The organism is Novosphingobium sp. G106, from assembly GCF_019075875.1.
Lineage (GTDB): Bacteria > Pseudomonadota > Alphaproteobacteria > Sphingomonadales > Sphingomonadaceae > Novosphingobium.
The window spans coordinates 2,933,829-2,957,448 of record NZ_JAHOOZ010000001.1 but is presented as its reverse complement, the minus strand read 5'-3'; the positions used below and the strand labels follow the sequence as shown (position 1 = coordinate 2,957,448).

Sequence of the window (23,620 nt, the reverse complement as noted above, 5' to 3'; positions counted from 1 at the left end):
TTGCGTCAATTCTCTATTCGTAGCTAGTCCCTGCGATCCTGCTCGCCATAGCTGGCGAAGCCCCTGGCGGTCTCGGCCAGGTCCTCCGCGCCCAGGACATGGCCGCCGCCGATCTGCAGCACGTGGAAATATTGGTGCGCCAGGGCCTCGAGCTCGTGCGCCAGCCATGCCGCGCGTATGAGGTTCGGGCCGCCGACGATCATGCCGTGATTGCCCATCAGGCACCCGGCCATGTCGCCCAGGGCGTGCAGCACCGCGTCCGAGAGCGCGGGGGTGCCGTAGCAGGCATAGTCGGAACAGCGGATCTCGGGTCCGCCGAAAGCGGCCATCATGTAATGGATCGCGGGGATCGGCTTGCGCGCGATCGAGAGGATCGTGGCGAAGGGCGAATGGGTATGCACGATGGCGTTGAAATCGCCGCGCGCGCGCAGAAGGTCGATATGGAGCCGCCATTCGCTCGAGGGTTTGAGCGGGCCGTCCCAGCTACCGGTTCCGTCGAGCGGCATCCGCTCCAGCATATCGGGTTCGAGCTGGCTGGCGGGAATGGCCGAGGGCGTGATAAGCAGGGCATTGCCGCAGCGGGCCGAGATATTGCCCGAGGATCCACGGTTGAGCCCCGAAGCGTCGAGCTCGCGCGCGCAGGCGACGATTTCCGCGCGCAGGGTCGCTTCGTTCATCGTACGGCGCGCTCCGGGAACAGCGCGGCCAAGCCCTCGGCGCTGGCCGGGGCTATGCCGCGCTCGGTGATGAGGCCGGTGACGAGGCGCGCCGGGGTCACGTCGAAAGCGGGGTTGGCCGCGGGCGTCGCCTCGGGGCTGATCCTGAGCCGCGCGACCGTCCCGTCGGCGAGCTTACCCTGGACCAGCGAAACCTCGTCGCCCGAGCGTTCCTCGATCGGAATCTCCGCAAGCCCGTCCTGCACTCGCCAGTCGATCGTCGGGGAGGGCAGGGCGACGTAGAAGGGCACGCCGTTGTCGTGCGCGGCCAGCGCCTTCAGATAAGTGCCGATCTTGTTGCAGACGTCGCCGCGCGCGGTCGTGCGGTCGGTGCCGACGATCACCATGTCGACCTCGCCGCGCTGCATCAGGTGGCCGCCGGCATTGTCGACGATCAGCGTATGCGGGATGCCGTGGCTCGCCATTTCCCAGGCGGTCAGATGCGCGCCCTGGTTGCGCGGCCGGGTCTCGTCGACCCAGACGTGGAGCGGGATGCCGGCCGCGTGGGCCTTGTAGATCGGCGCGGTCGCCGTGCCCCAGTCCACCGTTGCCAGCCAGCCGGCGTTGCAATGGGTCAGCACATTGACCGGACCGGCCTTGCGCGCGGCGATGGCTTCGATGATCGCGAGGCCGTGCGTACCGATCGCCTCGTTCATCGCGGCATCGTCGTCGGCGATCGCAGCGGCGCGGATCATGGCCGCCTGGAAGCGCTCGGCCGGCGGAAGGATGGCAAGATGCACTTCCATGCCTTCGAGCGCCCATTGCAGGTTCACCGCGGTCGGGCGCGTCGCCATCAGCAGGTCGACGGCGCGGCGCAGGCCGGCATCGCTAGGGTCGCTGTCCATGGCGATGGCGATGCCGTAGGCAGCCGTTGCGCCGATCAACGGCGCGCCGCGCACCCACATGTCGCGGATCGCCGTCGCGGCCTGGTCGAGCGTCTCCAGCGCCACCGGCGTAAATTCGTGCGGCAGACGCGTCTGGTCGATGACGCGGACTTTCCCGTCCGCCACCCAGATCGATCGGAAGTGCTGTTGTCCCACTTTCATCGAGGTGCACCGTTCGGTCTCTCGCCGCTTTCAGTCAAGCCGAACCCGCGGAAATTCGACGGTTTTTGCGCATCGGTTGACTTCGTGCCGCTCTTGCCAAATGTTCACTTTCGACCAAGCGGGGATCAAGGCACGCGATCATGACTCTGTTCGGGCTTGTCAGGCGCGCCATTGCGGCCCGGAAGAGCCCGGTATTCCAGGTTACAGCCATCGTCGGAGGCCTGTTCATCGCGGCCGGTGCGCGCTGGATCGCAGACCGCGGTGCGCACGGCGCGCCCTTCGTCACCTTCCTACCGGTCGTAGTGCTGGCGGCGATCTTCCTCGAATGGCCCTATGCAGTGATCGCGGCCTGCGCCAGCGTCGCCTTCGTGGTCGGCCTGTTCGGCGAGCATGCCCGGCTCGAGGCGAATTTCATGAACTATTCGTTGTGGAGCGCCTTCGCCTTCATCGCTGCGTTCATGATCGTGCTTGGCCATATCCTGCGGCAGGCCTTCATCGAGCTCGACGCTCAGAGCGAGAGGATTCGCGGTTTCAACGCCGAATTGCAGCACCGTACCAAGAACACGTTCCAGATCGTTCGCGCGTTAGCCTCGCGGGCGTCACGCTCGACCGATCCGGTCGAGTTCTACAAGACCCTTTCGGGCCGGCTCGATGCCATGGCGAAAGCGAACGAACTGCTCGCATCGGGCATCGTCGAAGCCTGCGAAATGGCCGACCTGGTGAAAGCGGCGATGCAGCCGTTTCCGGCCTGGGCCATCCAGGCGAGCGGGCCGGCGGCCTGCGCGATCGCCGGCGAACCGGCAATGCAACTGATGATGGCGCTGCACGAACTGGGCACCAATGCGATGAAGTATGGCGCCCTGTCGGTCGACGGCGGGCGGGTTGCCATTACCTGGACGAAGACTGGCACCCTGATCGCCCTGGTCTGGGAAGAGCAGGGCGGGCCGCCGGTGAGTCCGCCGACCGAGACCGGCCTCGGTGCCCGGCTGCTGTCGCCGGCGGGTCCGCTGCGCGAGGTCGATCTCGACTATCGGCGCGAGGGCGTCGTCTGTCGGATTGCGGTCGACGCCGCGGGCTGAGGCCTGCTCGTATTCCGTTTCGCCTGACTGGGCGTGCGGAACCACCCGCGCCAAGATGCGCTTAGTCCTCCAGACACGGAGCGCCCGCATGACTGGATTTCCGATCGACCAGCTGATCCTCACGCCGCCGATGATCGACCTGTCGCGATCGCCGCTGGCCGGCCATTTCGATGCCCAGACTTACGTGCTCGGCGCATTCAATCCGGCGCTGACGGTACTGCCCAACGGCAACCTGCTGCTGATGGTCCGTGTCGCCGAAGCGCTGCGCGAGCCCGTGTTCGACGGCAAGGTCCATGCGATCCGCTGGGACGAGAGCAGCTACGTCCTCGACGGCTGGCCGCTCGAGCAGGCCGACACGGCCGACCCGCGCAAGTTCATGCTGCCGGGCGGCGGCTGGAAGATCATGGCGCTGACCTCGCTGTCCTGGCTGCTGCCGGTCGAGATATCGCCCGATGAGCTGCGGATCGTGGCAATCCATTACGACCGGGCTGTGGCGCCCGCCGGTTCCTGGCAATGCTATGGGCTCGAGGACCCGCGGATCAGCCGGGTCGAGGGGCGCTACTGGATGACGACCTGTTCGGTCAGTCCGGAGCGGCATTCGACCACGCTCTACAGTTCGGACGACGCGCTCGACTGGACCTTCGAGGGCATCGTCCTCGATCACCAGAACAAGGACATGCTGATCTTCGAGGGACTGATCGGCGGCAAGTACTGGGCGCAGACGCGGCCGCTCGGCGATCTCTACTTCGCCTATCCGCCGGGCAGCGAATGGCGCGCGGGGCCCTCGATCAACCTCGCCAGTTCGCCCGACTGCCGACACTGGCAGCCGTGCCTCCAGCCCGGTATTCGCCCGCATGCGGCCACGGTCGCCACCGCGCGCATGGGCGGGGGTACGCCGCCGATCCTTACCGAGCTAGCCGGCCGGCGCGGCTGGCTGACGCTTTGGCACGGTGTCGAGCCGAAGGAGATCGTCGGCATCTATCGCACCTACTGGTCGCTGCTCGATCCGGAGGAACCGTCGCGCGTTCTGGCGACCGACCATGCGCCGCTGCTCGAAGCGAACCCTGCGCTCACCGCGCCGATCGACGCGCTGATGTACGTGCGCGACGTGGTTTTCACGACGGGCATCGTTGATGCCGGCGACCATTTCATCGTCGCTTCGGGTGAGGCCGATCTCGCCTGTCGGATCACCCACATTCCGAAAAGCGCGTTCAACCCAGGCTGAGGCCGTTGTCCATCGAGATGCAGGCGCCGTGGAAACCGGCCGAGGCGTCCGAAGCGAGAAAGCCGACCACTGCAGCCACTTCAGTTACGTCGATCAGGTTGCGCGAAAGCTTCTGAACCTTGCTCATGTCGACGTTGCTCGGGATCTTCGCGGCATTGCCCGAACCGACCGACATCGAGCCGGGCGCGAGGTAGTTGATGCGAATCGGCTGCTCGATGAACTCCTTGGCCAGCGCCTTGGTCATCTGCGCGAGCCCGGCCTTGGAGGCGGTATAGGCGGCGGTCATCGGCGAGGCCATGAAGGCCGCGCAGGAGCCAACGCTCGTTACCGTACCGTTCGCTGCGAGTAGGTGCGGGAGCGCCGCCTGGAACAGATAGAACGGTGCCGACAGGTTGACCGCGAGCGTAGCTTCCCAGTCCTCCTCGGCCATATCGCCGCTCTGCGCCGGGGCGAAGACGTTGGCGACATTTACCAGCGCGTCGAGGCGGCCGAAAGCGGAGACCGCGGTTGCCACCGCCGCGCGGCAGTTCTCCCGGCCTCGGACCTCGGCGGCATGGATCGCGGCCTTGCCGCCCAGCTCCGCGGCCAGCACTTCCAGCGCCGCGCGATCGGGATCGACGAGGCACACCTGAGCGCCCGCGCTGGCCAGTTCGCGCGCGATGGCCCTGCCGAGGTCGCCATTCGCGCCGGTCACCAGGGCTGCCTTGCCCGTCATGTCGCTCGCCTGCATTCGCCTCTCCCCGTGCTTGTGCTTCGCCGCTAGCATGTCGGCAAAAGACGGGAGTGGCAAATGACCAAGTCGTGGTTCGTGACGGGCGCAGGGCGCGGGTTGGGCCGAGCGATTGCCGAGGCAGCACTCGCCCGCGGTGATCGGGTGACCGCGACGAGCCGCCGACTAGAGGACGTCGCCGATCTTGCCGACCGCTATGGCGAGCGGGTCCTGCCGCTGGGCCTCGACATCCGCAACCGCGCTGAAGCAGCGCCGGCACTGACAGCGGCGCAGGCGCGGTTCGGGCGGATCGCCGTCGTCGTCAACAACGCCGCGCGCAGCCTGATCGGTGCGGTCGAGGAAGTAACCGAGGCCGAGGCGCGCGACCTGATCGACACCAACCTGCTCGGCACGCTCTGGGTGACCCAGGCCGCGCTGCCTATCCTGCGCGAGCAGGGCGGCGGGCACGTGGTGCAGATATCGTCGGGCGGAGGGGTGATCTCCTGGCCGATGAACGGCGTCTACCAGGCCTCCAAATGGGGCATCGAAGGTATGAGCGAGGCGCTGGCGCAGGAGAGCGGCCATCTCGGCATCAAGGTCACTATCGTTCAGGCCGGACATATGGAAAGCGGCTTCGCCCGTCCCACGGCATCCGATCAGCCGCAGTTCGATGCCTACGCGCGGCCGCGGGCGCTGCTGTCCGGCGTTGGTGCGAGGAAAGGGAATGACCCCAAGGATTTGGCCCTAGACTTGCTGAAAGTGATAGACGCCGAAAATCCGCCGCTGCGCGTTCTGCTTGGGCGCCCGCTTGCCGATATCCGCGCAGTGTATGAGGAGCGCCTGGCGGTTTGGGAGCGGGGTGTAGGTTAGGCGCCCAGCTCGCGCAGAATTCCATCCAGCACCTCGGCGCTGCGGCGAGCGGCCACGACATGGCCTTCGGCATCGATCCGCGGACCGATCAGTTCGAGGTCGAACACGCCTTCGTATCCCGCTTCCAACGCCCATTCTATAATCCGCCGGATCGGGATCGCACCGTCGCCCGGTACTGCGCGCGCGGGAAGCGCGCGGTCGCCGGGTACGAAGTCGGCGATCTGGATCAGCTTGCAGCGCGGCACTGCGCGCTGGATCGTCTCGCGCAGCCCGCCCTCGGTCCAGCACGAGAAGACGTCGAGGCAGATGCCGACGTCGGCCAGTTCGGCCACGGCCACGGTATCGCGCAGGGACAATGCGATGCTCAGGTCGGCATAGAGCGTTGGCGTGCCTTCGATCAGCAGCGCGATACCGGCTCGCTCGGCATGGGCCTGGCAGGGGGCGATCGCCGCGGCGAACTTTTCGGCAGCCTGCTCCCAGCTCAATGCGCCGCGGCCGCCCGTGGCCATGAAGATCGACCGGGCGCCCAGAGCGGCAGCACGGTCGATCGCGGTGCACAGCCTGGCCTGTTCTACTTCGATTACGGCAGGATCACAGTCGAGCTGGTGACCCAGCATGAAGTCGTAGATCACCGTTTCCAGCGCATATCCGCCGTCCCGCAGCACCGCTGCGGCGGCCTTGGGATCGGCAGCGATCTGCATGTCCAGGAAACCCACGCGCTCGGCCTTCAGTGCTGCCCAGGCCGCGGCTAGGTCGGCCCAGCTTGCGCGGGGAAAGCAATTGGCGGCGATCGACATGCGCGGATGCATCGGTTTTCCTGTCCCTCTGAATCGGTTTTCGGCCCGACAACATAAGCTGTATCACGGGGTCGGAACTTCGCGCCGATTCATGGTATCATCAGGTATGGAGAAGCCGACCTCCGCCAACAGCGGAAGCAGCCTTCGCGGTGACTACGAAGGCGCAGCGGCCGACTATACGATCGGCCAGGCCTGGGATCGCTATACGCCCCAGATGCATGATCGCTGGCGCCGGCTCCATGCGCGCCAAACCGCGTTGGCGCAGCGGCTTGCTGCTCCGCAGGTGCTCTCGGGCCTAGCCGCACTCGACTGCGCCGAGGGCATCCCCGATTTCGCCGAGACGAGCCGCGTGCTCCGCGCGGCGACGGGCTGGCAGGTCGTCGCCGTGCCCGGTTTCATTCCGGACGACATCTTCTTCGATCACCTGGCCAATCGCCGCTTCCCGGTGACCAACTGGATCCGCGAGGAGCACGAGCTCGACTATCTGGTCGAGCCCGACATCTTCCACGACTTCTTCGGTCACGTGCCGATGCTGCTCGACCCGACTTTCGCCAGTTTCATGCAGGCCTATGGCGGTGCCGGCCGGCGGGCGATTGCGATGGACGCGCTAGACATGCTCGCGCGGATCTACTGGTACACGGTCGAATTCGGGCTGATCGATGAAGGGAAGGGCCTGAAGGCCTACGGTGCGGGGATCGTCTCTTCGGCCGGCGAACTGGTGTTCAGCACCGAAGACGTGCAGGTACAGCGCCTGCTGTTCGATCCGGTTCGCGTGATGCGCACCGCCTATAACATCGACCGCTTCCAGAGCTGCTACTTCGTTCTCGAAAGCTTCGAGCAGTTGCTGCAAGGGCTTGTCGACCTCGATTTCGGACCGATCTATAAACGGTGGCGGGAGACGCCGCCGCTGCCTGCTGGCGAGTTTCACGATGGTGACCGGTCCTACCGAGGGAACGCAAAGTCATGAGCGATCTGTTCGACAATCCGATCGGCCTCGACGGCTTCGAATTCGTCGAATTCTCCGCGCCCGAGAAGGGCGTGCTCGAACCTGTATTCGCGGCGATGGGCTTTTCGCGCGTCGCCCGCCACCGTTCGAAGGATGTCGAGGTCTGGCGGCAGGGCGAAATCAACTTCATCACCAATTACGAGCCGCAGTCCCCCGCCTGGTTCTTCTCGCGTGAGCATGGGCCGAGTGCCTGCGGCATGGCCTTCCGCGTCCGCGACGCGCACTATGCCTATGCCGAGCTGCTGCGCCGCAATGCCGAGCCGGTTCTGGTCGAGACCGGGCCGATGGAGCTGCGCCTCCCGGCGATCCGCGGGATCGGCAATGCGATCATCTACCTGATCGATCGCTACGGTGACGTGCCGTCGATCTACGATATCGACTTTCGGTACATCGACGGCGCCGAGCGCAATCCCGCCGGCGCCGGGCTCAAGCTGATCGATCACCTGACGCACAACGTCTATGGCGGCCGCATGGCCTATTGGGCCGACTACTACGAGAAACTGTTCAATTTCCGCGAGATCCGCCATTTCGACATAAAGGGTGAATATACCGGCCTGACCTCGCAGGCGCTGACCGCGCCCGACGGCAATATCCGCATCCCGCTCAACCAGGAGGGTGAGGGCGGTAAGGGTCAGATCGAGGAATTCCTGCGCAGCTTCAACGGCGAAGGTATCCAGCACATCGCGCTGATCTGCGACGATCTGGTGGCGACCTGGGACCGGCTCAAGCAGTCGGGCGTCCCCTTCATGGCGCCGCCGCCCGAGACGTACTACGAGATGCTGGGCGAGCGCCTGCCCGATCACGGCGCTGATGCGGGCGCGCTGAAGACGCGCGGCATCCTGCTCGACGGGACGACTGAAGGCGGCAAACCGCGGCTGCTGCTGCAGATTTTCGCCCAGCCGACAGTCGGCCCGGTCTTCTTCGAATTCATCGAGCGCCGTGGCGACGAGGGTTTCGGCGAAGGCAATTTCACCGCACTGTTCGAGTCCATCGAGCGCGACCAGGTCAAGCGCGGCGTGATCGGAGAGAAGGCATCATGAGCGACATGCCAAAACTCGGCGGCATCCACCACGTCGCCTACCGCTGCCGCGACGCACGCGAGACGGTCGAGTTCTACCAGGACGTGCTCGGCATGGATTTCAAGCTCGCCATCGCCGAGGACAAAGTGCCTTCCACCGGCGCGCCCGATCCCTACATGCATGTGTTCCTCGATGCCGGCGGCGGTAATGTCCTGGCCTTCTTCGAGCTGCCCAACTCGCCCGACATGGGTCGCGACGAGGCGACGCCGGCCTGGGTCCAGCACATCGCCTTCAAGGTGGACGGCATGGACGGCCTGCTCGCCGCCAAGGCGCGGGCCGAGGCGCGCGGGCTCGAAGTGCTTGGCCCCGTCCACCACGGCATCTTCAAGTCGATCTACTTCTTCGATCCCAACGGCCACCGGCTCGAACTCGCCTGCGACATCTGCACCGAAGATCAGATGAGCGAATTGCACCGCGTCGCTCCCGATATGCTGGAGGAATGGTCGCGGACCAAGAAAGCGCCGCGCCACGCGGCTTGGCTGCATGAGAAGATCGCCGCCGAAGAGGGGAAAGGCTGAGTGCGTCTCCACGCCTATCACCGCAGCTCGACGAGCTACCGCGTCCGCATCGGGCTCAATCTCAAGGGCCTCGACTACGAGACCGTGCCGGTAGACATCGTCGCCCAGGAACAGCGCGGCGAGGCCTATCGCGGCAAGAACCCCTTCGCCGGTGTACCGGCACTCGAAGTCGACGGGCGGTTCTATGCCCAGTCGATGCCGATCCTCGAATGGCTCGATGAGCGCTATCCCGATCCGCCCTTCCTGTCCGGCGACGGGGACCAGCGCTTCGTTGCGCGCGAACTCGCCTATGCCATCGCCACCGAACTGCACGGGCCGCTCAATTCGCCGGTGCTGCAATATCTGCGCGACGAGTACGGGCAGGACAAGGCCGGGGTCGAGCGCTGGTATCACCACTGGCTGGCCAAGACGCTGGGCGGGGTCGAGCAGCGGCTGGCCGACCGCGGCGTCGGCGATTTCCTGTTCGGCGCGCCGGGCTTGTTCGAATGCGTGCTGATTCCGCAGCTCTACAACGCGCGGCGGTTCCATTTCGACCTGTCGGACATGCCGTGGATGCGGCGGATCGAGAGCGCCTGCCTCGAACTTCCGGCTTTCGTGCGTGCGCATCCCGACAACCAGCCCGATAGCGGAGGCGGCGCATGAAGCTGGCTTCGCTCAAGGGCGGCCGGGACGGGCGGCTGGTGGTCGTGTCGAACGACCTGAAGCGCTACGTCGCACCGGCTGGCATCGCGACACTGCAGGCTGCGCTCGATGACTGGGAAGCGGCGGAGCCGGCGCTGCGCGAGGTCCACGCCCGGCTCGAAAACGAGCCGACTTTCGGCGAGCACTTCTTCGAAGAGAACTGTGCTTCCCCCCTGCCTCGTGCCTACCAGTGGGCCGACGGCAGCGCCTATATCAACCACGTCGAACTGGTGCGGAAGGCGCGCGGTGCCGAAGTGCCGGCGAGCTTCTACACCGACCCGCTGATGTACCAGGGCGGCTCGGACAGCTTCCTCGCCCCGCGCGAGGCGATCCCGCTCGCTGACGAGGCCTGGGGCTGCGACTGCGAGGGCGAGATCGCGGTGATCACCGACGACGTGCCTATGGGAGTTTCGTCCGCCGACGCGCTCGGTCACATCAAGCTCGTACTGCTGTGCAACGACGTCTCGCTGCGCAACCTGATCCCGAACGAATTGGCCAAGGGTTTCGGCTTCTTCCAGTCCAAGCCTTCGTCCGCCTTTTCGCCCGCGGCGGTGACTCCCGATGCGTTGGGCGATGCCTGGCGCAAGGGCAGGCTGCACCGGTCGCTGCGGGTCGATCTCAACGGTGAGGCCTTCGGCCGCGCCGAGGCGGGCGAGGATGCGACGTTCAGCCTGGCCGATCTCGTCGCTCATGCCGCGAGGACGCGGCCGCTGGCGGCGGGGACGGTCATCGGCTCGGGCACTGTCTCGAACCGCGGAGCCGGCGGCGGTCCGGGCAAGCCGGTCGAGCAAGGCGGGCGCGGCTATAGCTGCATCGCCGAAATCCGCATGATCGAGACGATCGCTGATGGCGTCCCGAAGACCCCGTTCCTGCGCCGCGGCGACCGGGTGACGATCGAGATGCTCGACGATGCCGGCGCCTCGATCTTCGGCCGGATCGACCAGGTCGTCGCTTGAGCGGAAGATTGGCGTAACTTATTCCCGTCGTCCCTGCGAAGGCAGGGGGCCATCCAAGGCTGACGCTGGACCAGCGTTGGTTAGGCGAGCTTATCTAGGCCCCTGCCTTCGCAGGGGCGACGATACAGTCAGAGCAATGCGTTGAGATCGAGAGCTTCCAGCAACGCCGTTCTCGCCCCGCGCACTTCTGCCCATAGTGCCGGCTTGTTCAAATCGTCTGGTGCTATCTCGACCGGCCAGCTCGCGGCGACCACGCCTTCGATCAGCGCCAGCTTAGCCTCGTCGACCAGAAAGCGCGGATCCACAGTCGCCGGATCGGCCACGACGCGCAACCGCAGGCAGGCCGGGCCACCGCCATTCGACATGGATTCGCGCACTTCGACGGGCACCAGCCGTCGGATCGGGCCGTTGCGTGCAATCAGCCCCTCGAGCCACGACCAGACGCGGGTGTTGGTTTGCGCTTCGGTGGGGAGGATCAGCGCCATGCCGCCTTCGGGCAGGGTGACGAGCTGGGCGTTGAACAGATAGGACGAAATCGCATCGGCAAGGCTCACGGCCGATGCCGGCACTTCAATGATCTCGACCTCGGGCAGTTTCATCCGCAGAGCCTCGTAAAGAGCAGCCGGATCGGCGAAGGCCTGTTCGTGCGCCAGCAGCACGCGCTCGTTCGCCACCGCGACGACGTCGTTGTGAAAGGCGCCGGCGGCGATCGCCTCGGGCGATTGCGGGGCGAAAATCGTCCGCGCCGGATCGAGCCCGTGGAGCCGCGCCACGGCGGCGCTAGCCTCGCGATGCTGGCGGGCAGGGAAGGGGCCGCCGGTTTCGCCATAGACGAAGACTTCGACGCCCGGTGCACCGTGCCCTGCGCAGAGCCGCATGTGGTTCGCCGCGCCTTCGTCGCCGAAAGGCGGCGGTACCGGGGCGTGAACCGCGAAATGGCCGCTGTCGGCGAAAGCGAGGCGGAGCTGGGCGAGCGTGCCGGGCCATTCGTGGCTGCGGTGCGGCATCGTCACGAGGTTCGCGCCGGTCAGGTGGCAGCGGCCGTCGGCGGTATCGGGGGTGGGCGAGACCGTCGCGGCATTGGCTGCCCACATCGCCGAGGCGGACAGGGCATTGGCGCGCAAGGCATTGTCGGCGCCGAGCATGTTGGTGCCGAGCGCGGCGAGCCAGGCCTCGTCGGGGCGGTCGAGGGGCAACAGGATTCCCTGGCGCAGCCCCAGGCCGAGGTTGACGCGCATCTTGGCCAGGCCCTGCAGCGCCGCTTCTCTGGGGTGGGCGACTTTTCCGGCGTTTGCCGTGGCGGCGAGGTTGCCGAGGCTGAGGCCGGCGAAGTTGTGGCTCGGTCCGACGATCCCGTCGAAATTGATCTCGACGAGGCTCATCGCGGCACGTAGGTCACGGTATCGCCGACCGAAACGCCGAGTGCCACGGCGGCTTCGTGGCTGATGCTTATACCGCCCGCCGCAGCCGCGATCCGGCCGCAACAGGCGCGAAAGGCGGACAGTTCGCCCCGAGCGATGAGGCATTCCTCGCCTTCGTCGGCAATCCCGACAACTTCCGCCTCGCGCGTGGCCTTGATCGTCGCGATCTGGTCGGTCTGCACGGTCATCGTCGGGCCGCCGTCGAAGATGTCGATGTAGCATTCGTAGGCGAAGCCCTCGTTCTCGAGCATGCGCTGCGCCGCGCGGCCCGACTGGTGCGGTGCGCCGATCACCGCGAGCGCGGTTTCGGGCAGCAGCGCGGTGTAGATCGGATGCTTGGGCATGAGGTCGGCGATGAACTGGTTGCCGCGCGTGGCGTTGAACTCGTCGGCCTCGCGGAAGCTCATGCCGAAAAAGCGTCCGGCGACGCCGTCCCAGAACGGCGAGCCGCCGGTCTCGTCGTGCGCCCCGCGCAGCTCGGCCAGGGTGCGTTCGGCGAAGCGCGGGCGGTGCATCTTCATGAACAGGTAGCGGCTGCGCGCGAGCAGCGCCCCCGCGCCGGCCGAGCGGTCGCCGGGCATGAGGAACAGCCCGCCGACTTCGCTGGCCCCGTCGAGGTCGGTCGAAAGCACGAGCATCTCGGCGCGGATCGTCCGGTCGAGCTCCTTCGAATATTGGGTGAAGCTGGTGATCCGGTACGAATAGAACGGCCAGGTCGAGCCGATCTTGGAGAAGATCTGGCAGGTCCCGCGCACTTGGCCCGTGGTGTTGTCCTCGAGCACGAACAGGAACAGGTCGTCGCCGACTTCGGGCGCGGTTCGGGTGAACGAGGCGTCGGCCCGTGCGAGCTTGGCTTTGAGCGTCGGCCGGTCGGGCGGCAGGTTGGTGAAGCCGCCGCCGGTGCTCTTGGCCATCTGGTAGAGCGCCGCGAGATCGCCGGTACGCGCGGCGCGCAGGACGAAGGTCATGGGCCAAATCTCATGGGTATGCGCCCCCCTTCTCGATCCGGTGCAGCACCAGTGTGGTCAGCTTCGCGCGCGGTACGAGCGAGTCGACATCGAGATATTCCTGCGGCGAATGGATGAAGTCGCCGCGAGCGCCCATCGTGTCGAGCACGGGCACGCCGCAGGCGGCGATGTTGTTGCCGTCGCAGACGCCGCCGGTGTCCTGCCACTGCAGCGCTTCGCCGAGATCGCTGGCGGCATCGGATACCAGCGCGAACAGGCGTTCGGCCTCGGGCGTGATCGGCTTGGGCGGCCGGCCGAAGCTGCCATGGAGGTGGATCGCGACATCGTGCTCGTCGGCGATCGCAACGATTAGCCGTTCGATCAGCGCCTGCGCCTCGGCGGCGTGCTGGGGGCCTTGTGGGCGCAGGTTGAAGCGCAGCACCGCCTTCGCGGGGACGATGTTGTTCGGACCGCCGCCGTCGATCTTCGCGGGATTGATCGAGAGCGCCGGATGCCGCGCCTGCGCCAGCCGCAACGCGAGGTCCGCGGCGGCAACGACGGCATTGCGCCCGTCCTCGGGATTGCGTCCGGCGTGCGCTGCGTGGCCGGTGACCACGGCGGAGAAATTGCCCGAGCCCGGCCGGGCCCGCGCCATGATACCGCCGGGCAGCGCCGGCTCGTAGGTGAGTGCTGCGATCTTGCCTTGTGCCAGTTCGCGGATCAGCGCTGCGGAGGAGGCGGAGCCGGTTTCCTCGTCGCTGTTGATCATCACGTCGTAGCCGAGCGTCGGCAGGCCTGCCTCGAAGGCCTTGAGCCCGGCGAGCATCAGCGCGATGCCGCCCTTCATGTCGGCCGAGCCTGGGCCGCGTAGGCGGTTCTCGTCCAGCCATTCACTCGCCTGGAACGGATGGTCGGCGGCATAGACCGTGTCCATATGCCCGGTCAGCAGCACGCGCCGCTTCGCGTCAGGACGGACGCGGACGACGAGGTGGCGGCCATGCGCTACGGGTGCGAGCGTGCCATCGGTGGTCACTGTTTCGACCGCGGCAGGCGCTTCGAGCGTTACGCCGCCGGGCAGGGCGGCGAAGGCATCGGCAAGCTCGTTCGCCATTGCATCCAGCCCCGCAAGATTGGCCGTGCCGCTGTTGATCGCGGTCCACGCGAGCACCTGATCGCGCATCGGCGCCTCTTCGATCGGCTCGATCAGCTGGACCTCCTCGCGCCTCATGGGTGGAGCATGTCCCTCAGCGCATCGAGGTTCCCGGCGGGCTGCGCGGCTTCGAAGCTGGCGATCGGATAGGCGCAGTAGTCGGCGGCGTAATAGGCGCTCGGGCGGTGGTTGCCGGAATCGCCGAGGCCGCCGAACGGCATGCCGCCCGATGCGCCGGTGGTCGGCCGGTTGCGGTTGACCACGCCCGCGCGGATCTCGCCGACGAAGCGTTGCCATAGCGCGTCGTCGCCGCTGACCAGCCCGGCGGCGAGGCCGAAGCGCGTGGCGTTGGCGGCGGCGATTGCTTCGTTGAAGCTGGCGACGCGGGTAACCTGGAGGACGGGCGCGAAGATCTCTTCGTCGGGCACGGCGAGGCCGGTGACATCAAGCAGCGCCGGCGTGACGAAAGTCTCGCGGCGATTGCCGACTGCCTCGAGCGGACGGATCGCTTTCGCGCCGAGATCGAGCAGCCGTCCGACCTGCGCACGCGCGCCGGCCGCGGCTTCGGGCGAGACCAGCGGTCCCATATAGGGTGCGGGCTCGTCATCCCAGGCGCCGATGCGCAGTCGGCCGGCCAGGGTGGCGACCTTATCGACCACGGCGTCCCCGAAGGCGCCCTCGGGAAGGATCAGCCGCCGCGCGCAGGAGCAGCGCTGGCCGCTAGTTGTGTAGGCCGACTGGACGACCAACCCTGCAGCTTCGAGCGCGTTGCCGTCCCAGACCACCAGCGGATTGTTGCCGCCGAGTTCGAGCGCGAGGATCACCTTGGGCCGATCGGCGAACAGCCGCCGGAAATGCGCGCCGGTCGCCGCCGAGCCGGTGAACAGCAGCCCGTCGATATCGGCGCCGGTCAGCGCTGCGCCGGTATCGCGCGCACCCTGGACGACGGTGAACACACCGTCCGGCACGCCTGCCGCGCGCCAGGCCTCGGCCATCGCCTCGCCCACTGCCGGGGTCAGCTCGGAGGGTTTGAACACCACCGTGTTGCCCGCGAGCAGCGCCGGGACGATGTGGCCGTTGGGCAGGTGGCCGGGGAAATTGTAAGGGCCGAGCACCGCCATGACGCCGTGCGGATGGTGGCGCAGCACAGCCTCGCCGAAAGCCGTGGCGCTATGCTTCTCGCCTGAACGCTCGGCCTGGGCTGCGATCGACAGTTCGACCTTACCGATCATCGAGGCGACTTCGCCCTTGCCTTCCCAGAGCGGCTTGCCAGTTTCGCGTGCGATCAGCCGGGCCAGCGCGTCGCTGCGCGCTTCGAGCTCTGCCTTGTAGCCGCGGGCGATGACAATACGCTCGGCGAGCGGGGTACTGGACCAGGCGGGAAAGGCAGCGCGCGCGGTTTCGACCGCGCGGGCGACCGCTTCGGGCGTGGTGGCGGGTCCTTCCCAGACCACTGCGCCCGTCGCCGGATCGAACGATTGTAGAGCGCCGCTCATCGCGCCTCCGTCATGGCGAAGATGCCAGTGGCGTTGCCGCTGTCGAAGCTCAGGTCGAGCCTGCCCGTGGTCGGATCGAGATCGCGAGTGATGAATTCGTAGAACGAGCCGGGTACTTCGCGGGTGACCGGCTGGCCGTCTGCGCCGATGAAAATCCGCATGACCTTGTCCGCCAGGAATGCCGTCTGGTGGACGCGGCCATTGGTCGAATGCTCGACCGCAGGTTTCAGCGGATAGCCCTGGTCCTTCAGCGTGGCCGCGAGTGCCTCCACGTCGGGCACGCGGTCGGTCGCGTGGTTGAAGGCATTGCCTTCGGTGGCCATCCAGGCGGCTTCGGCCGAGTGTTCGAGCAGCGCTTCGTAATCGGACAGTGCGGGGTCGGCGTGGTGGCGGCCGAAGGCTCCGACCAGTGCGGGCAGGCCTGCCGAAGCCTGTTCCGGTGTGCAGCGGCCGTCGCGCGCCAGGGCATCGAGCATGGACCGCGCCGCGCCGTCCAGCGGATCGGCCGAGGCGCCGAAAACCTTCTGCGCCGCGGCTTGGGCGCTTTCGGGCAATTGCTCGACATGCAGCTCGCTGACGAAGAATTGCGGCACCGTCTCGGGGAAATCGGCGTGGGTGAAGACGTGGCCGGTCATCTTCAACCGCGGCAGCGGATAGACCCCGCCGACGCGGTAGCCGAGCGGTTCCAGCAGTCTGGCGAAGGCCCCGCGGCCGCGGGGCAGGGTGCCGGTCGCGCCGTCGATCGTGCGGAGTGCGCCGTGGTCGAAGCAGATCTGCCGCCCCTCAGCGAAGACCGCGGCGGCATAGCGCGCGGCGGTCGGTACGCGGTCCAGCAATTGCGCGAAGAGCACGGCGTTGAGCGCCATGGCGGCCTGAGCGCGGGTAACGCCATCCGCTTTCGCCAGCAGGGGATCGATTTCCAGACCCGCGAGAATTACCCCGGCGCGCGCTTCGCCGAGCAGTGCCGCAACCGGTTCCAGAACCGCGCTGCCTTGAGGGATCATGCGAACTCCGGCTTGTCCTCGCGCGGCGAAAGCCGCCGTGCCATCATCTGCTCATGTAGGAATTGTTCAACCCCTTGCTAAGGGCGCCGCTCGGCTGTCCCGTCCTGGCGCTAAAGGGTTGTATCGGGCTGATTTATGCGGTTGTGCCGAGCGGCGAGGTGGGGGGAAGATGGCGGCCGCTTGTGTGCAGAGGGAACTTTCCGTGCCAAAGAGCGCTTAGGGTTTTGATGGGCGGGGCTGGAATAACCCTCGTGCCGGGCGGTTCGATGGGGGTTATGCAGTACCGGGTCAGCGACAGAAAAGGGTCCCTGCGCAACCCCAGACGGTTCGATGCCTGTGCCAGCCTTGTCGCGGCGATGCTGGCCTTGGCTGCGCTTCCCGCTTGGGCGCAGGATGCGGCCTCCCAAAGCTCCGCGGCCCAGAGCCCGGTGACTCAGGATGCGGCCAATGCGCCACCTGAAAGCACCCTCGAAGCCGGCAAGCTGCCCATTCCGGCGCCGCCACCTGGCACCGATCTGCCCGCGGTCGATCCGATCATCGAGAACGACCGATTCAACAAGGCGATGCCCTCGCTCGATGTCGCCGACGATCCCGAGCTCAATCGTCCGCTCGAATCGATCGAGCAGTTTGAGCGCGCGATCGCAGCCAAGCAGGCCGGGGCCAAACCCGAGAAGGGCCCAAAGGCGGGTGAGGTACCGCCGGCAGGCGATCCGGCTCTGGCCGGCAAGACCGCGACCGAGCAGATCGGCGATGCGCCGATCGACGATGCCGAATTGACCAAGCCGCTCGAACCGCTCGACCAGTTCCAGGTCGAGCCGATCCAGTTCGCGCACGAGGCCGAGGACACCAAGGCGGCGGAGGTCGCCTATTCGGTGCAGCTCAACGGGCTGGAGAAGGCGGACGAGGAGACCGAGACCGATCTCTACGGCCTGTTCAACGGTCTTTCGGCGCTAAAGGACGGCAAGGGCAAGGCGGCCAATGCCGCGATGGTTTCGGCGCGGCTGACCGAGGACCGGGTGCTGCTGGAGAAGATCCTCGCCTCCGAGGGCTGGTACGACGCCCGCGTGCGGATACGGATCGACCGCGGCACCTTGCAGGGTGAGGGGGCGGCCAGCCAGCCGCTGACCGCGGTGCTCGATGTGACGCCGGGCAAGCGCTATGCGCTCGGTTCGATCACCGTCCAGGCGCCGCCGACGGTGCCGCCCGACCTGATCTCGAAGAACCTCGCGCTCAAGGTCGGCGAGCCGATCGTCGCGGTGCGCGTGCAGGGGGCCGAGGCGCAGGTGGCGCTGGCGCTGCCCGAGAATGGCTATCCCTTCGCGGAACTGGGCGACCGCGACATCCTGCTCGACCGTGACACGGGCAAGGGCGACTATACCCTGCCGGTTACTGTCGGCCCACGCGCGCGGTTCGGCGACATCACCACGACGGGTTCGCTGGCCTTCGACGCCAAGCATGTCGGCGTGCTGGCGCGGTTCAAGCGCGGCGACCTCTACGACAGCCGCAAGCTCGACGACCTGCGCCAGGCGATGGTCGCGACGGGGCTGTTCTCCGCGGTCGCCACCGAGCCGCAGCGGACCAATCAGAAGGTCGAAGGGCAGCCGGCGGGCGACGACACCGAATATGTCACGGTGCTGGTCACCCAGGACGACGGCCCGCCGCGCACGATTGCGGGGACGGTTGGCTACGGTACGGGCCAGGGCTTCCGTCTCGACGGGTCCTGGACGCACCGCAACATGTTCCGCCCGGAAGGTGCGCTGATCGTCCACGGCGTCGCGGGCACGCAGGAGCAGGGCGCCGGGGTGACCTTCCGCCGCTCGAACGCCGGCCAGCGCGACCGCACCTTCGAGGTGACCGCCGAGGCACTGCACAGCGACTACGACGCCTACAACGCCTATACCGGCCGCCTTGCCGTGCGTATGAGCCGCGCTTCGACGCCGCTCTGGCAGAAGAAGCTGACCTATGCGATCGGTGCCGAAGTGCTGGCGACGGGTGAGAAGGACTACGATTTCTCCGTAGGCGCACGCCAGCGCCGGACCTTCTACATTGCCGCGCTGAGCGGGCAGGTCGGCTTCGATCGCAGCGACGACCTGCTGAACCCGACCAAGGGCTACCGCGCGACTCTGCTGGTCCAGCCCGAGGGCTCGCTGGAGAGCGGCTTCACCCCCTACGTCCGCGCGCTGCTCGACGCTTCGGGTTATTACCCGGTCGGCGACGGTTTCGTGCTGGCGGGCCGCGTGCGGCTGGGCACGATCCAGGGCGCGGCGCGCAACGACATCGCGCCGTCGCGGCGGTTCTATGCCGGCGGCGGCGGCTCGGTGCGCGGCTTTGGCTATCAGAAGCTAGGGCCGCTCGACCCCAATGGCGATCCCGTCGGTGGACGCAGTGTCAACGAGGCGGCGTTCGAGGCGCGCTACCGCTTCGGCAACTACGGCGTGGTCGGCTTCGTCGACGTGGGCCAGTCCTATGAGAGCACGATGCCGCAGTTCTCCGACCTGCGCTACGGAGTCGGCATCGGCGGGCGCTTCTACACCAATTTCGGCCCGATCCGGCTCGACGTCGCGACGCCGATCAACAGGCGCGCGGGCGAGGCGCGGGTGAGCGTATATGTCTCGATCGGGCAGGCGTTCTGATGGCGAGCGACGAGCCTCCCGCCGAAATGGCCGTACCCGAAGGCGAACCCGAGGTGGTCGTCGTCCGGCGCCGCAACTGGTCGCTGACGATCGCCAAATGGCTGGTCGGCCTGGTCGTGGCTTTCGCCGCGCTGGCCGCGCTCGGCGTCTATCTGCTCGATACCGGACCGGGGCACCGCTTCGTTTCGGACCAGATCGAGCGGCTCGAATTCGAAAGCGGGCTGAAGATCAAGGTCAGCCGGATCGACGGCTCGATCTACGGCGCCATGGTGCTGCGTGGGCTTTCGGTCTCGGACCAGAAGGGCGAGTTTCTGTTCTCGCCCGAAGTGAAGGTCGACTGGCGGCCGTTCTCATACCTCAAGAACCACGTCGACGTCCGCTCGCTGACCGCCCAGCGCATGCTGCTGCGCCGCGGCCCCGCGTTGAAGCCGACGACCACGCAGGGGCCGCTGCTGCCGAACATCGACATCGACATCGGCAAGCTGCGCGTCGACCGCTTCGTCGCCGAGCCCGCCGTTTCGGGCGAGCGCCGCATTTTCCGGCTCGACGGGCGCGCGCATATCGCCTCGGGCCGGGCGCAGGTCTGGTTCGACGGGGCGGCTATCGCTGGAGGAGGTAAGGTCGGAGGCGGCGATCGGCTGGCACTCGTGCTCGATGCCGTGCCCGACCAGAACCGGCTCGATTTCAAGCTCACCCTCGACGCGCCCAAGAGCGGCCTGATCACCTCGCTGTCAGGCCTGACCCAGCCGCTGGCGGTGCGGATCGACGGGCGCGGCGACTGGAAGAACTGGAACGGCAAGTTCGACGCCGATCTCGACGGCAAGGAATTCATGCGCCTGGCGCTGACCGCGCGCGACGGGACTTTCGCGGTCAAGGGCCCGGCCAAGCTCGCGCGGCTGGTCAATGGGGCCACCGCGAACCTGCTCGGCCCGGAGAACGCGATCGACCTGACCGCGGTGCTCAAGGAACGCCGCGCCCAGGTCGACGGAACGCTGTCCGGCCCGGCGATGGGGCTCACTGCCAAGGGCGGGGTCGACCTGTCGGACAACAGCTTCGATGACTTCAGGATCGGCTTCGCGCTGCTGCGGCCCTCGGCGATCGCGCCCAATCTCAGCGGCAGCAACATGCGCGCCCAGCTCACACTGAACGGGGCGATGGCCAGGCCCAAGGCCGAATATGTACTCAATGCCGACCGTATCGTGATGAACGACATGGGGCTCGACCGCTTTACCGCCAGCGGCGCGGCGCGTGTCGATGCCGACAAGATTATCATCCCGGTCGCCGCCCACGCGGCGCGGATCACCGGGCTCGATACGGTCGCGGGCGGGCAACTCGCCAATGTCCGGCTCGACGGTGACCTCGCGATCGACTGGCCGCGTATTCTCTCGGACAACATGCGCATCCGCTCGGACCGCATCGACGCGAAGATGATCCTGCTCGCCGATGCCTCGAAGGGACTCTATACCGGCGCGATCAACGGCAAGATCGACAACTACAAGGTCGAAAGCGTCGGCATTTTCAACGTCGATACCAATGTCGATCTCAAGTCCGTTCCCAACGGCTTCGTGCTTGCGGGCAAGGTCCGCGCTCGCTCGACGCGGCTGACCAACGAGGGGATCAAAAGCTTCCTCGGCGGCAATCTCGTCGCCTCAGGCAACGTCGCCTATGGTCCCGACGGGCTGATCCGCTTCTCGGGCCTGCGATTGGAAGCGCCCGAACTGCGCGTCGTCGGCGGGCAGGGCTCCTATGCGCCCAATGGCCAGATCGTGCTCAATGCCGACGCCGTGCACCGGCAGTATGGCAAGATGGGAGTCAAGGTCGCAGGAACGATGAACAACCTGCGCGCCACGGTTGCCGCCGACCGGCCGGGGCTGGGTATCGGCCTTGCCAATCTCAATGCCGATATCACGACCGCGACGGGCGGGTACCGGCTCAAGGCGACCGGCGACACCGACTACGGCCCGCTGACCGCCGACGTCATCCTCGGCACGGGCAAGGCGACGACCTTGGAGATCACCAGCGCGAACCTCGGCGGGATCGATTTTGCCGGCTCGCTGCGCCAGACGCCGGCCGGGCCTTTCGTCGGGCAACTGACCGCCAAGGGCAACGGCCTCGGCGGGCTCGTACGGCTCGAGGCCCAGGGCAAGTACCAGGAGGCGCTGATCAACGTCCGCGCCAACGACACCGTGCTGCCGGGGCCGGGCAATCTGGCGATCGGTTCTGCCATCGTCGATGCGCGCGTGGTGCTTTACCAGAAGCCCTGGATCGTGGCCGACGTGCAGATCGCCGATACCCGCATCAGCCAGCTCAGCCTGCGCGAGGCGCGGGTGATCGTCGATTACCGCGACGGGCATGGCCACGCCAAGTTGCTGGCGCGCGGCTATACCGGCGTGCCGTTCCGCATCGCCGCCAATGCCGATCTCGAGCCCAAGCTGTGGCGCGCGATGATCGACGGCTCGATCCGCGGCCTGCCGTTCAAGACGACGACACCGGCGCGGGTCATCCCCGGCACCAAGGAATACGAACTGCTGCCGACGCGGATCGACTTCGGCAAGGGCAACGTCCGCCTGGCCGGCACTTACGGAACGGGCCTGAAGATCGAGAGCCGGCTCGACAGCTTCGACATGAGCCTGGTCAATGCCTTCATCCCGGCGATCGGCGTCGGCGGCAGCGCCACGGGCAGCCTCGACTTCGAGCAGTCCAGCCCCGATGCCTTCCCGCGCGCCGATGCCCGGCTGACGATCGACGATTTCACCCGCACCACCGCGGTTTCGGTCAGTGCCCCGGTCGACGCCAATTTCGTCGGCCGGCTCTATGCCGACGGCGGCGAGGCACGCGCGGTGTTCCGCCAGCGCGGCAGCGTGATCGGCCGGATGCAGGCCTCGCTGCGCCCGCTGCCGCCGGGTGCGGGTCCCTGGGTGCAGCGACTGATGGGCGCGCCGCTAGGCGGCGGCATCCGTTACAACGGGCCAGCCGATACGCTGTTCTCCTTCGTCGGTCTCTCGCAGCAACAGCTCTCGGGCCCGATCGGGCTGGCGGCGGACTTCTCGTGCCGGCTTTCCGCCCCCTGCCTCAATGGCGTCGTACGCGCGAACAACCTGACCTACGAGAACCAGATCTACGGCACCAAGCTGACCAATATGGCGCTGGCGGGCCGGTTCAGCGGCAGCAGCTTCCAGATCGAGAAGCTGACCGCCAATGCCGGCACCGGCACCTTGAGCGCCTCGGGCATGGTGAGCCTGGCGGCCGAGCAGGGCTATCCGATGGATGTCTCGGTGACGATGAACAATGCGCAGCTTGCGCGTAGCTCGGCGGTTTCGGCCTCGGCCACGGGCCAGCTCCACCTGACCAAGGTGGCGAACCAGACCGCGCTGCTCCAGGGCAAGATCGTCCTGCCCGAGACGCGCTACGAGATCATTCGCCAGGGCGCGGCGCAGGTTCCCGAGCTCACCGGGGTGCGCTTCAAGACCCCGCGGCGGCAGCGCTTCACCACCGACGAGCCCGAGAAGCCGACGCCCGGCCTGTTCAGCAACATCCGCCTCGACCTCGATCTCACCGCGCCGGAACGGCTCTACGTCTCGGGCATGGGGCTGGAATCCGAATGGCGGGCGAACTTCCATCTGGCCGGCACCAGCGCCGCGCCGAGCCTGAGCGGCGATGTCGAGCTGATCCGTGGCACGCTGGGCTTCGCCAGCCACAATTTCGAGCTGACCGAGGGCCGCGTCACCTTCACCGGCGGCAAGACGATCGACCCGATCGTCGCCATGACCGCGAGCGAGGACATCGAGGACGTGACGGTCAACGTCAACGTCGCCGGCCGCGCCTACAACCCGCAGGTCACCTTCTCGTCCACGCCGGGCCTGCCGCAGGACGAGATTCTCTCGCGCATCCTGTTCGGCAGCTCGGTCACCTCGATCTCGCCGATCCAGGCGGTGCAGCTCGCCGCCTCGCTCAATTCGCTGCGTGCCTCGGGCGGCGGGCTCAGTCCGATGGGCAAGCTGCGCTCGGCGACGGGCATCAGCCGGCTGCGCATCCTCTCGCCCGACGAGGCCACCGGCCGCGGCACCGCTCTGGCGGCTGGCCAGTACATCACCGACGACATCTATGTCGAACTGATCACCGACGCGCGCGGCTTCACCGCCACCCAGCTCGAAATCGCGCTGACCAAGTGGCTGTCGCTGCTGAGCCAGGCGGGCGGCTCGGGCACGACGAGCTTCAACCTGCGCGTGCGGAAAAACTACTGATGCGCGGGCAAGGTAGCGCACTTTCCTCCCCCTCGTCTTCAGA

At 67.1% G+C, this 23,620-nt stretch carries 19 protein-coding genes; 10 read left to right on the top strand and 9 right to left on the bottom strand.

The window, feature by feature from the left end; genetic code table 11:
* Positions 1–23: 23 nt before the first annotated feature.
* Complete coding sequence (locus KRR38_RS14110; RefSeq protein ID WP_217402489.1) at positions 24–677, bottom strand: class II aldolase/adducin family protein; 654 nt, start codon at positions 675–677, stop codon at positions 24–26.
* Positions 674–1,762 (bottom strand): S-methyl-5-thioribose-1-phosphate isomerase, encoded by a 1,089-nt coding sequence (gene mtnA, locus KRR38_RS14105; protein ID WP_217402488.1) that lies wholly within the window; start codon positions 1,760–1,762, stop codon positions 674–676. The genes KRR38_RS14110 and mtnA overlap by 4 nt, the downstream gene beginning before the upstream one ends.
* Positions 1,763–1,902: 140 nt before the next feature.
* Between mtnA and KRR38_RS14100 the strand changes: the two genes are divergently transcribed.
* Together KRR38_RS14100 and KRR38_RS14095 are read left to right on the top strand one after the other, a co-directional pair.
* Positions 1,903–2,841 carry a sensor histidine kinase gene (locus KRR38_RS14100; protein WP_217402487.1) on the top strand — a complete coding sequence of 313 codons (939 nt, stop codon included), beginning with the start codon at positions 1,903–1,905 and terminating at the stop codon, positions 2,839–2,841.
* Between the two features lie 88 nt (positions 2,842–2,929).
* Entirely contained in the window at positions 2,930–4,066 is a 1,137-nt protein-coding gene (locus KRR38_RS14095; protein WP_217402486.1) for a glycosidase, read from the top strand.
* On the opposite strand, the gene KRR38_RS14090 is transcribed toward KRR38_RS14095, so the two are convergent.
* Positions 4,053–4,796 (bottom strand): SDR family NAD(P)-dependent oxidoreductase, encoded by a 744-nt coding sequence (locus KRR38_RS14090; RefSeq protein WP_217402485.1) that lies wholly within the window; start codon positions 4,794–4,796, stop codon positions 4,053–4,055. The two genes, KRR38_RS14095 and KRR38_RS14090, sit on opposite strands and share 14 nt — an antisense overlap.
* A gap of 60 nt (positions 4,797–4,856) precedes the next feature.
* Here KRR38_RS14090 and KRR38_RS14085 point away from each other — a divergent pair, with 60 nt between their 5' ends.
* Positions 4,857–5,645 carry an SDR family NAD(P)-dependent oxidoreductase gene (locus tag KRR38_RS14085; protein ID WP_217402484.1) on the top strand — a complete coding sequence of 263 codons (789 nt, stop codon included), beginning with the start codon at positions 4,857–4,859 and terminating at the stop codon, positions 5,643–5,645.
* Here the strand turns inward: KRR38_RS14085 and KRR38_RS14080 are convergent.
* Positions 5,642–6,454: a sugar phosphate isomerase/epimerase gene (locus tag KRR38_RS14080; RefSeq protein ID WP_217402482.1), complete on the bottom strand. Its 813-nt coding sequence runs from the start codon at positions 6,452–6,454 to the stop codon at positions 5,642–5,644. The genes KRR38_RS14085 and KRR38_RS14080 overlap by 4 nt on opposite strands.
* A gap of 79 nt (positions 6,455–6,533) precedes the next feature.
* Here KRR38_RS14080 and phhA point away from each other — a divergent pair, with 79 nt between their 5' ends.
* Genes phhA through KRR38_RS14055 form a run of 5 tightly spaced genes read left to right on the top strand, consistent with a single transcriptional unit; the run spans position 6,534 to position 10,682 of the window.
* Positions 6,534–7,409, top strand: a complete 876-nt coding sequence (phhA, locus tag KRR38_RS14075) for a phenylalanine 4-monooxygenase (protein WP_254514796.1) — start codon at positions 6,534–6,536, stop codon at positions 7,407–7,409.
* Positions 7,406–8,488, top strand: a complete 1,083-nt coding sequence (gene hppD, locus KRR38_RS14070; RefSeq protein ID WP_217402480.1) for a 4-hydroxyphenylpyruvate dioxygenase — start codon at positions 7,406–7,408, stop codon at positions 8,486–8,488. The genes phhA and hppD overlap by 4 nt, the downstream gene beginning before the upstream one ends.
* Positions 8,485–9,045: a VOC family protein gene (locus KRR38_RS14065; protein ID WP_217402478.1), complete on the top strand. Its 561-nt coding sequence runs from the start codon at positions 8,485–8,487 to the stop codon at positions 9,043–9,045. The genes hppD and KRR38_RS14065 overlap by 4 nt, the downstream gene beginning before the upstream one ends.
* Positions 9,046–9,687 carry a maleylacetoacetate isomerase gene (gene maiA / locus KRR38_RS14060; protein WP_217402476.1) on the top strand — a complete coding sequence of 214 codons (642 nt, stop codon included), beginning with the start codon at positions 9,046–9,048 and terminating at the stop codon, positions 9,685–9,687. It abuts the gene before it with no gap.
* Positions 9,684–10,682: a fumarylacetoacetate hydrolase family protein gene (locus KRR38_RS14055; RefSeq protein ID WP_217402474.1), complete on the top strand. Its 999-nt coding sequence runs from the start codon at positions 9,684–9,686 to the stop codon at positions 10,680–10,682. Before maiA ends, KRR38_RS14055 begins: the two co-directional genes overlap by 4 nt.
* 128 nt (positions 10,683–10,810) lie before the next feature.
* Here KRR38_RS14055 and KRR38_RS14050 read toward each other — a convergent pair whose 3' ends face one another.
* Genes KRR38_RS14050 through KRR38_RS14030 form a run of 5 tightly spaced genes read right to left on the bottom strand, consistent with a single transcriptional unit; the run spans position 10,811 to position 16,700 of the window.
* Positions 10,811–12,064 (bottom strand): N-succinylarginine dihydrolase, encoded by a 1,254-nt coding sequence (locus tag KRR38_RS14050; protein WP_217402471.1) that lies wholly within the window; start codon positions 12,062–12,064, stop codon positions 10,811–10,813.
* Positions 12,061–13,071 (bottom strand): arginine N-succinyltransferase, encoded by a 1,011-nt coding sequence (locus KRR38_RS14045; protein ID WP_217402468.1) that lies wholly within the window; start codon positions 13,069–13,071, stop codon positions 12,061–12,063. The genes KRR38_RS14050 and KRR38_RS14045 overlap by 4 nt, the downstream gene beginning before the upstream one ends.
* Before the next feature lie 10 nt (positions 13,072–13,081).
* Entirely contained in the window at positions 13,082–14,278 is a 1,197-nt protein-coding gene (locus KRR38_RS14040) for a hydrolase (protein ID WP_217402466.1), read from the bottom strand.
* Positions 14,275–15,696, bottom strand: a complete 1,422-nt coding sequence (gene astD, locus KRR38_RS14035; protein ID WP_217402464.1) for a succinylglutamate-semialdehyde dehydrogenase — start codon at positions 15,694–15,696, stop codon at positions 14,275–14,277. The genes KRR38_RS14040 and astD overlap by 4 nt, the downstream gene beginning before the upstream one ends.
* Positions 15,693–16,700, bottom strand: coding sequence for a 2-oxoadipate dioxygenase/decarboxylase family protein (locus KRR38_RS14030; RefSeq protein ID WP_217402462.1), 1,008 nt, complete (start codon positions 16,698–16,700; stop codon positions 15,693–15,695). Before KRR38_RS14030 ends, astD begins: the two co-directional genes overlap by 4 nt.
* Before the next feature lie 356 nt (positions 16,701–17,056).
* On the opposite strand from KRR38_RS14030, the gene KRR38_RS14025 reads away from it, so the two are divergent.
* Positions 17,057–19,333 (top strand): BamA/TamA family outer membrane protein, encoded by a 2,277-nt coding sequence (locus KRR38_RS14025; RefSeq protein WP_254515353.1) that lies wholly within the window; start codon positions 17,057–17,059, stop codon positions 19,331–19,333.
* On the top strand, positions 19,333–23,577 hold the full coding sequence (locus KRR38_RS14020; RefSeq protein WP_254514795.1) for a translocation/assembly module TamB domain-containing protein: 4,245 nt from the start codon (positions 19,333–19,335) through the stop codon (positions 23,575–23,577). The genes KRR38_RS14025 and KRR38_RS14020 overlap by 1 nt, the downstream gene beginning before the upstream one ends.
* Positions 23,578–23,620 lie beyond the last annotated feature (43 nt).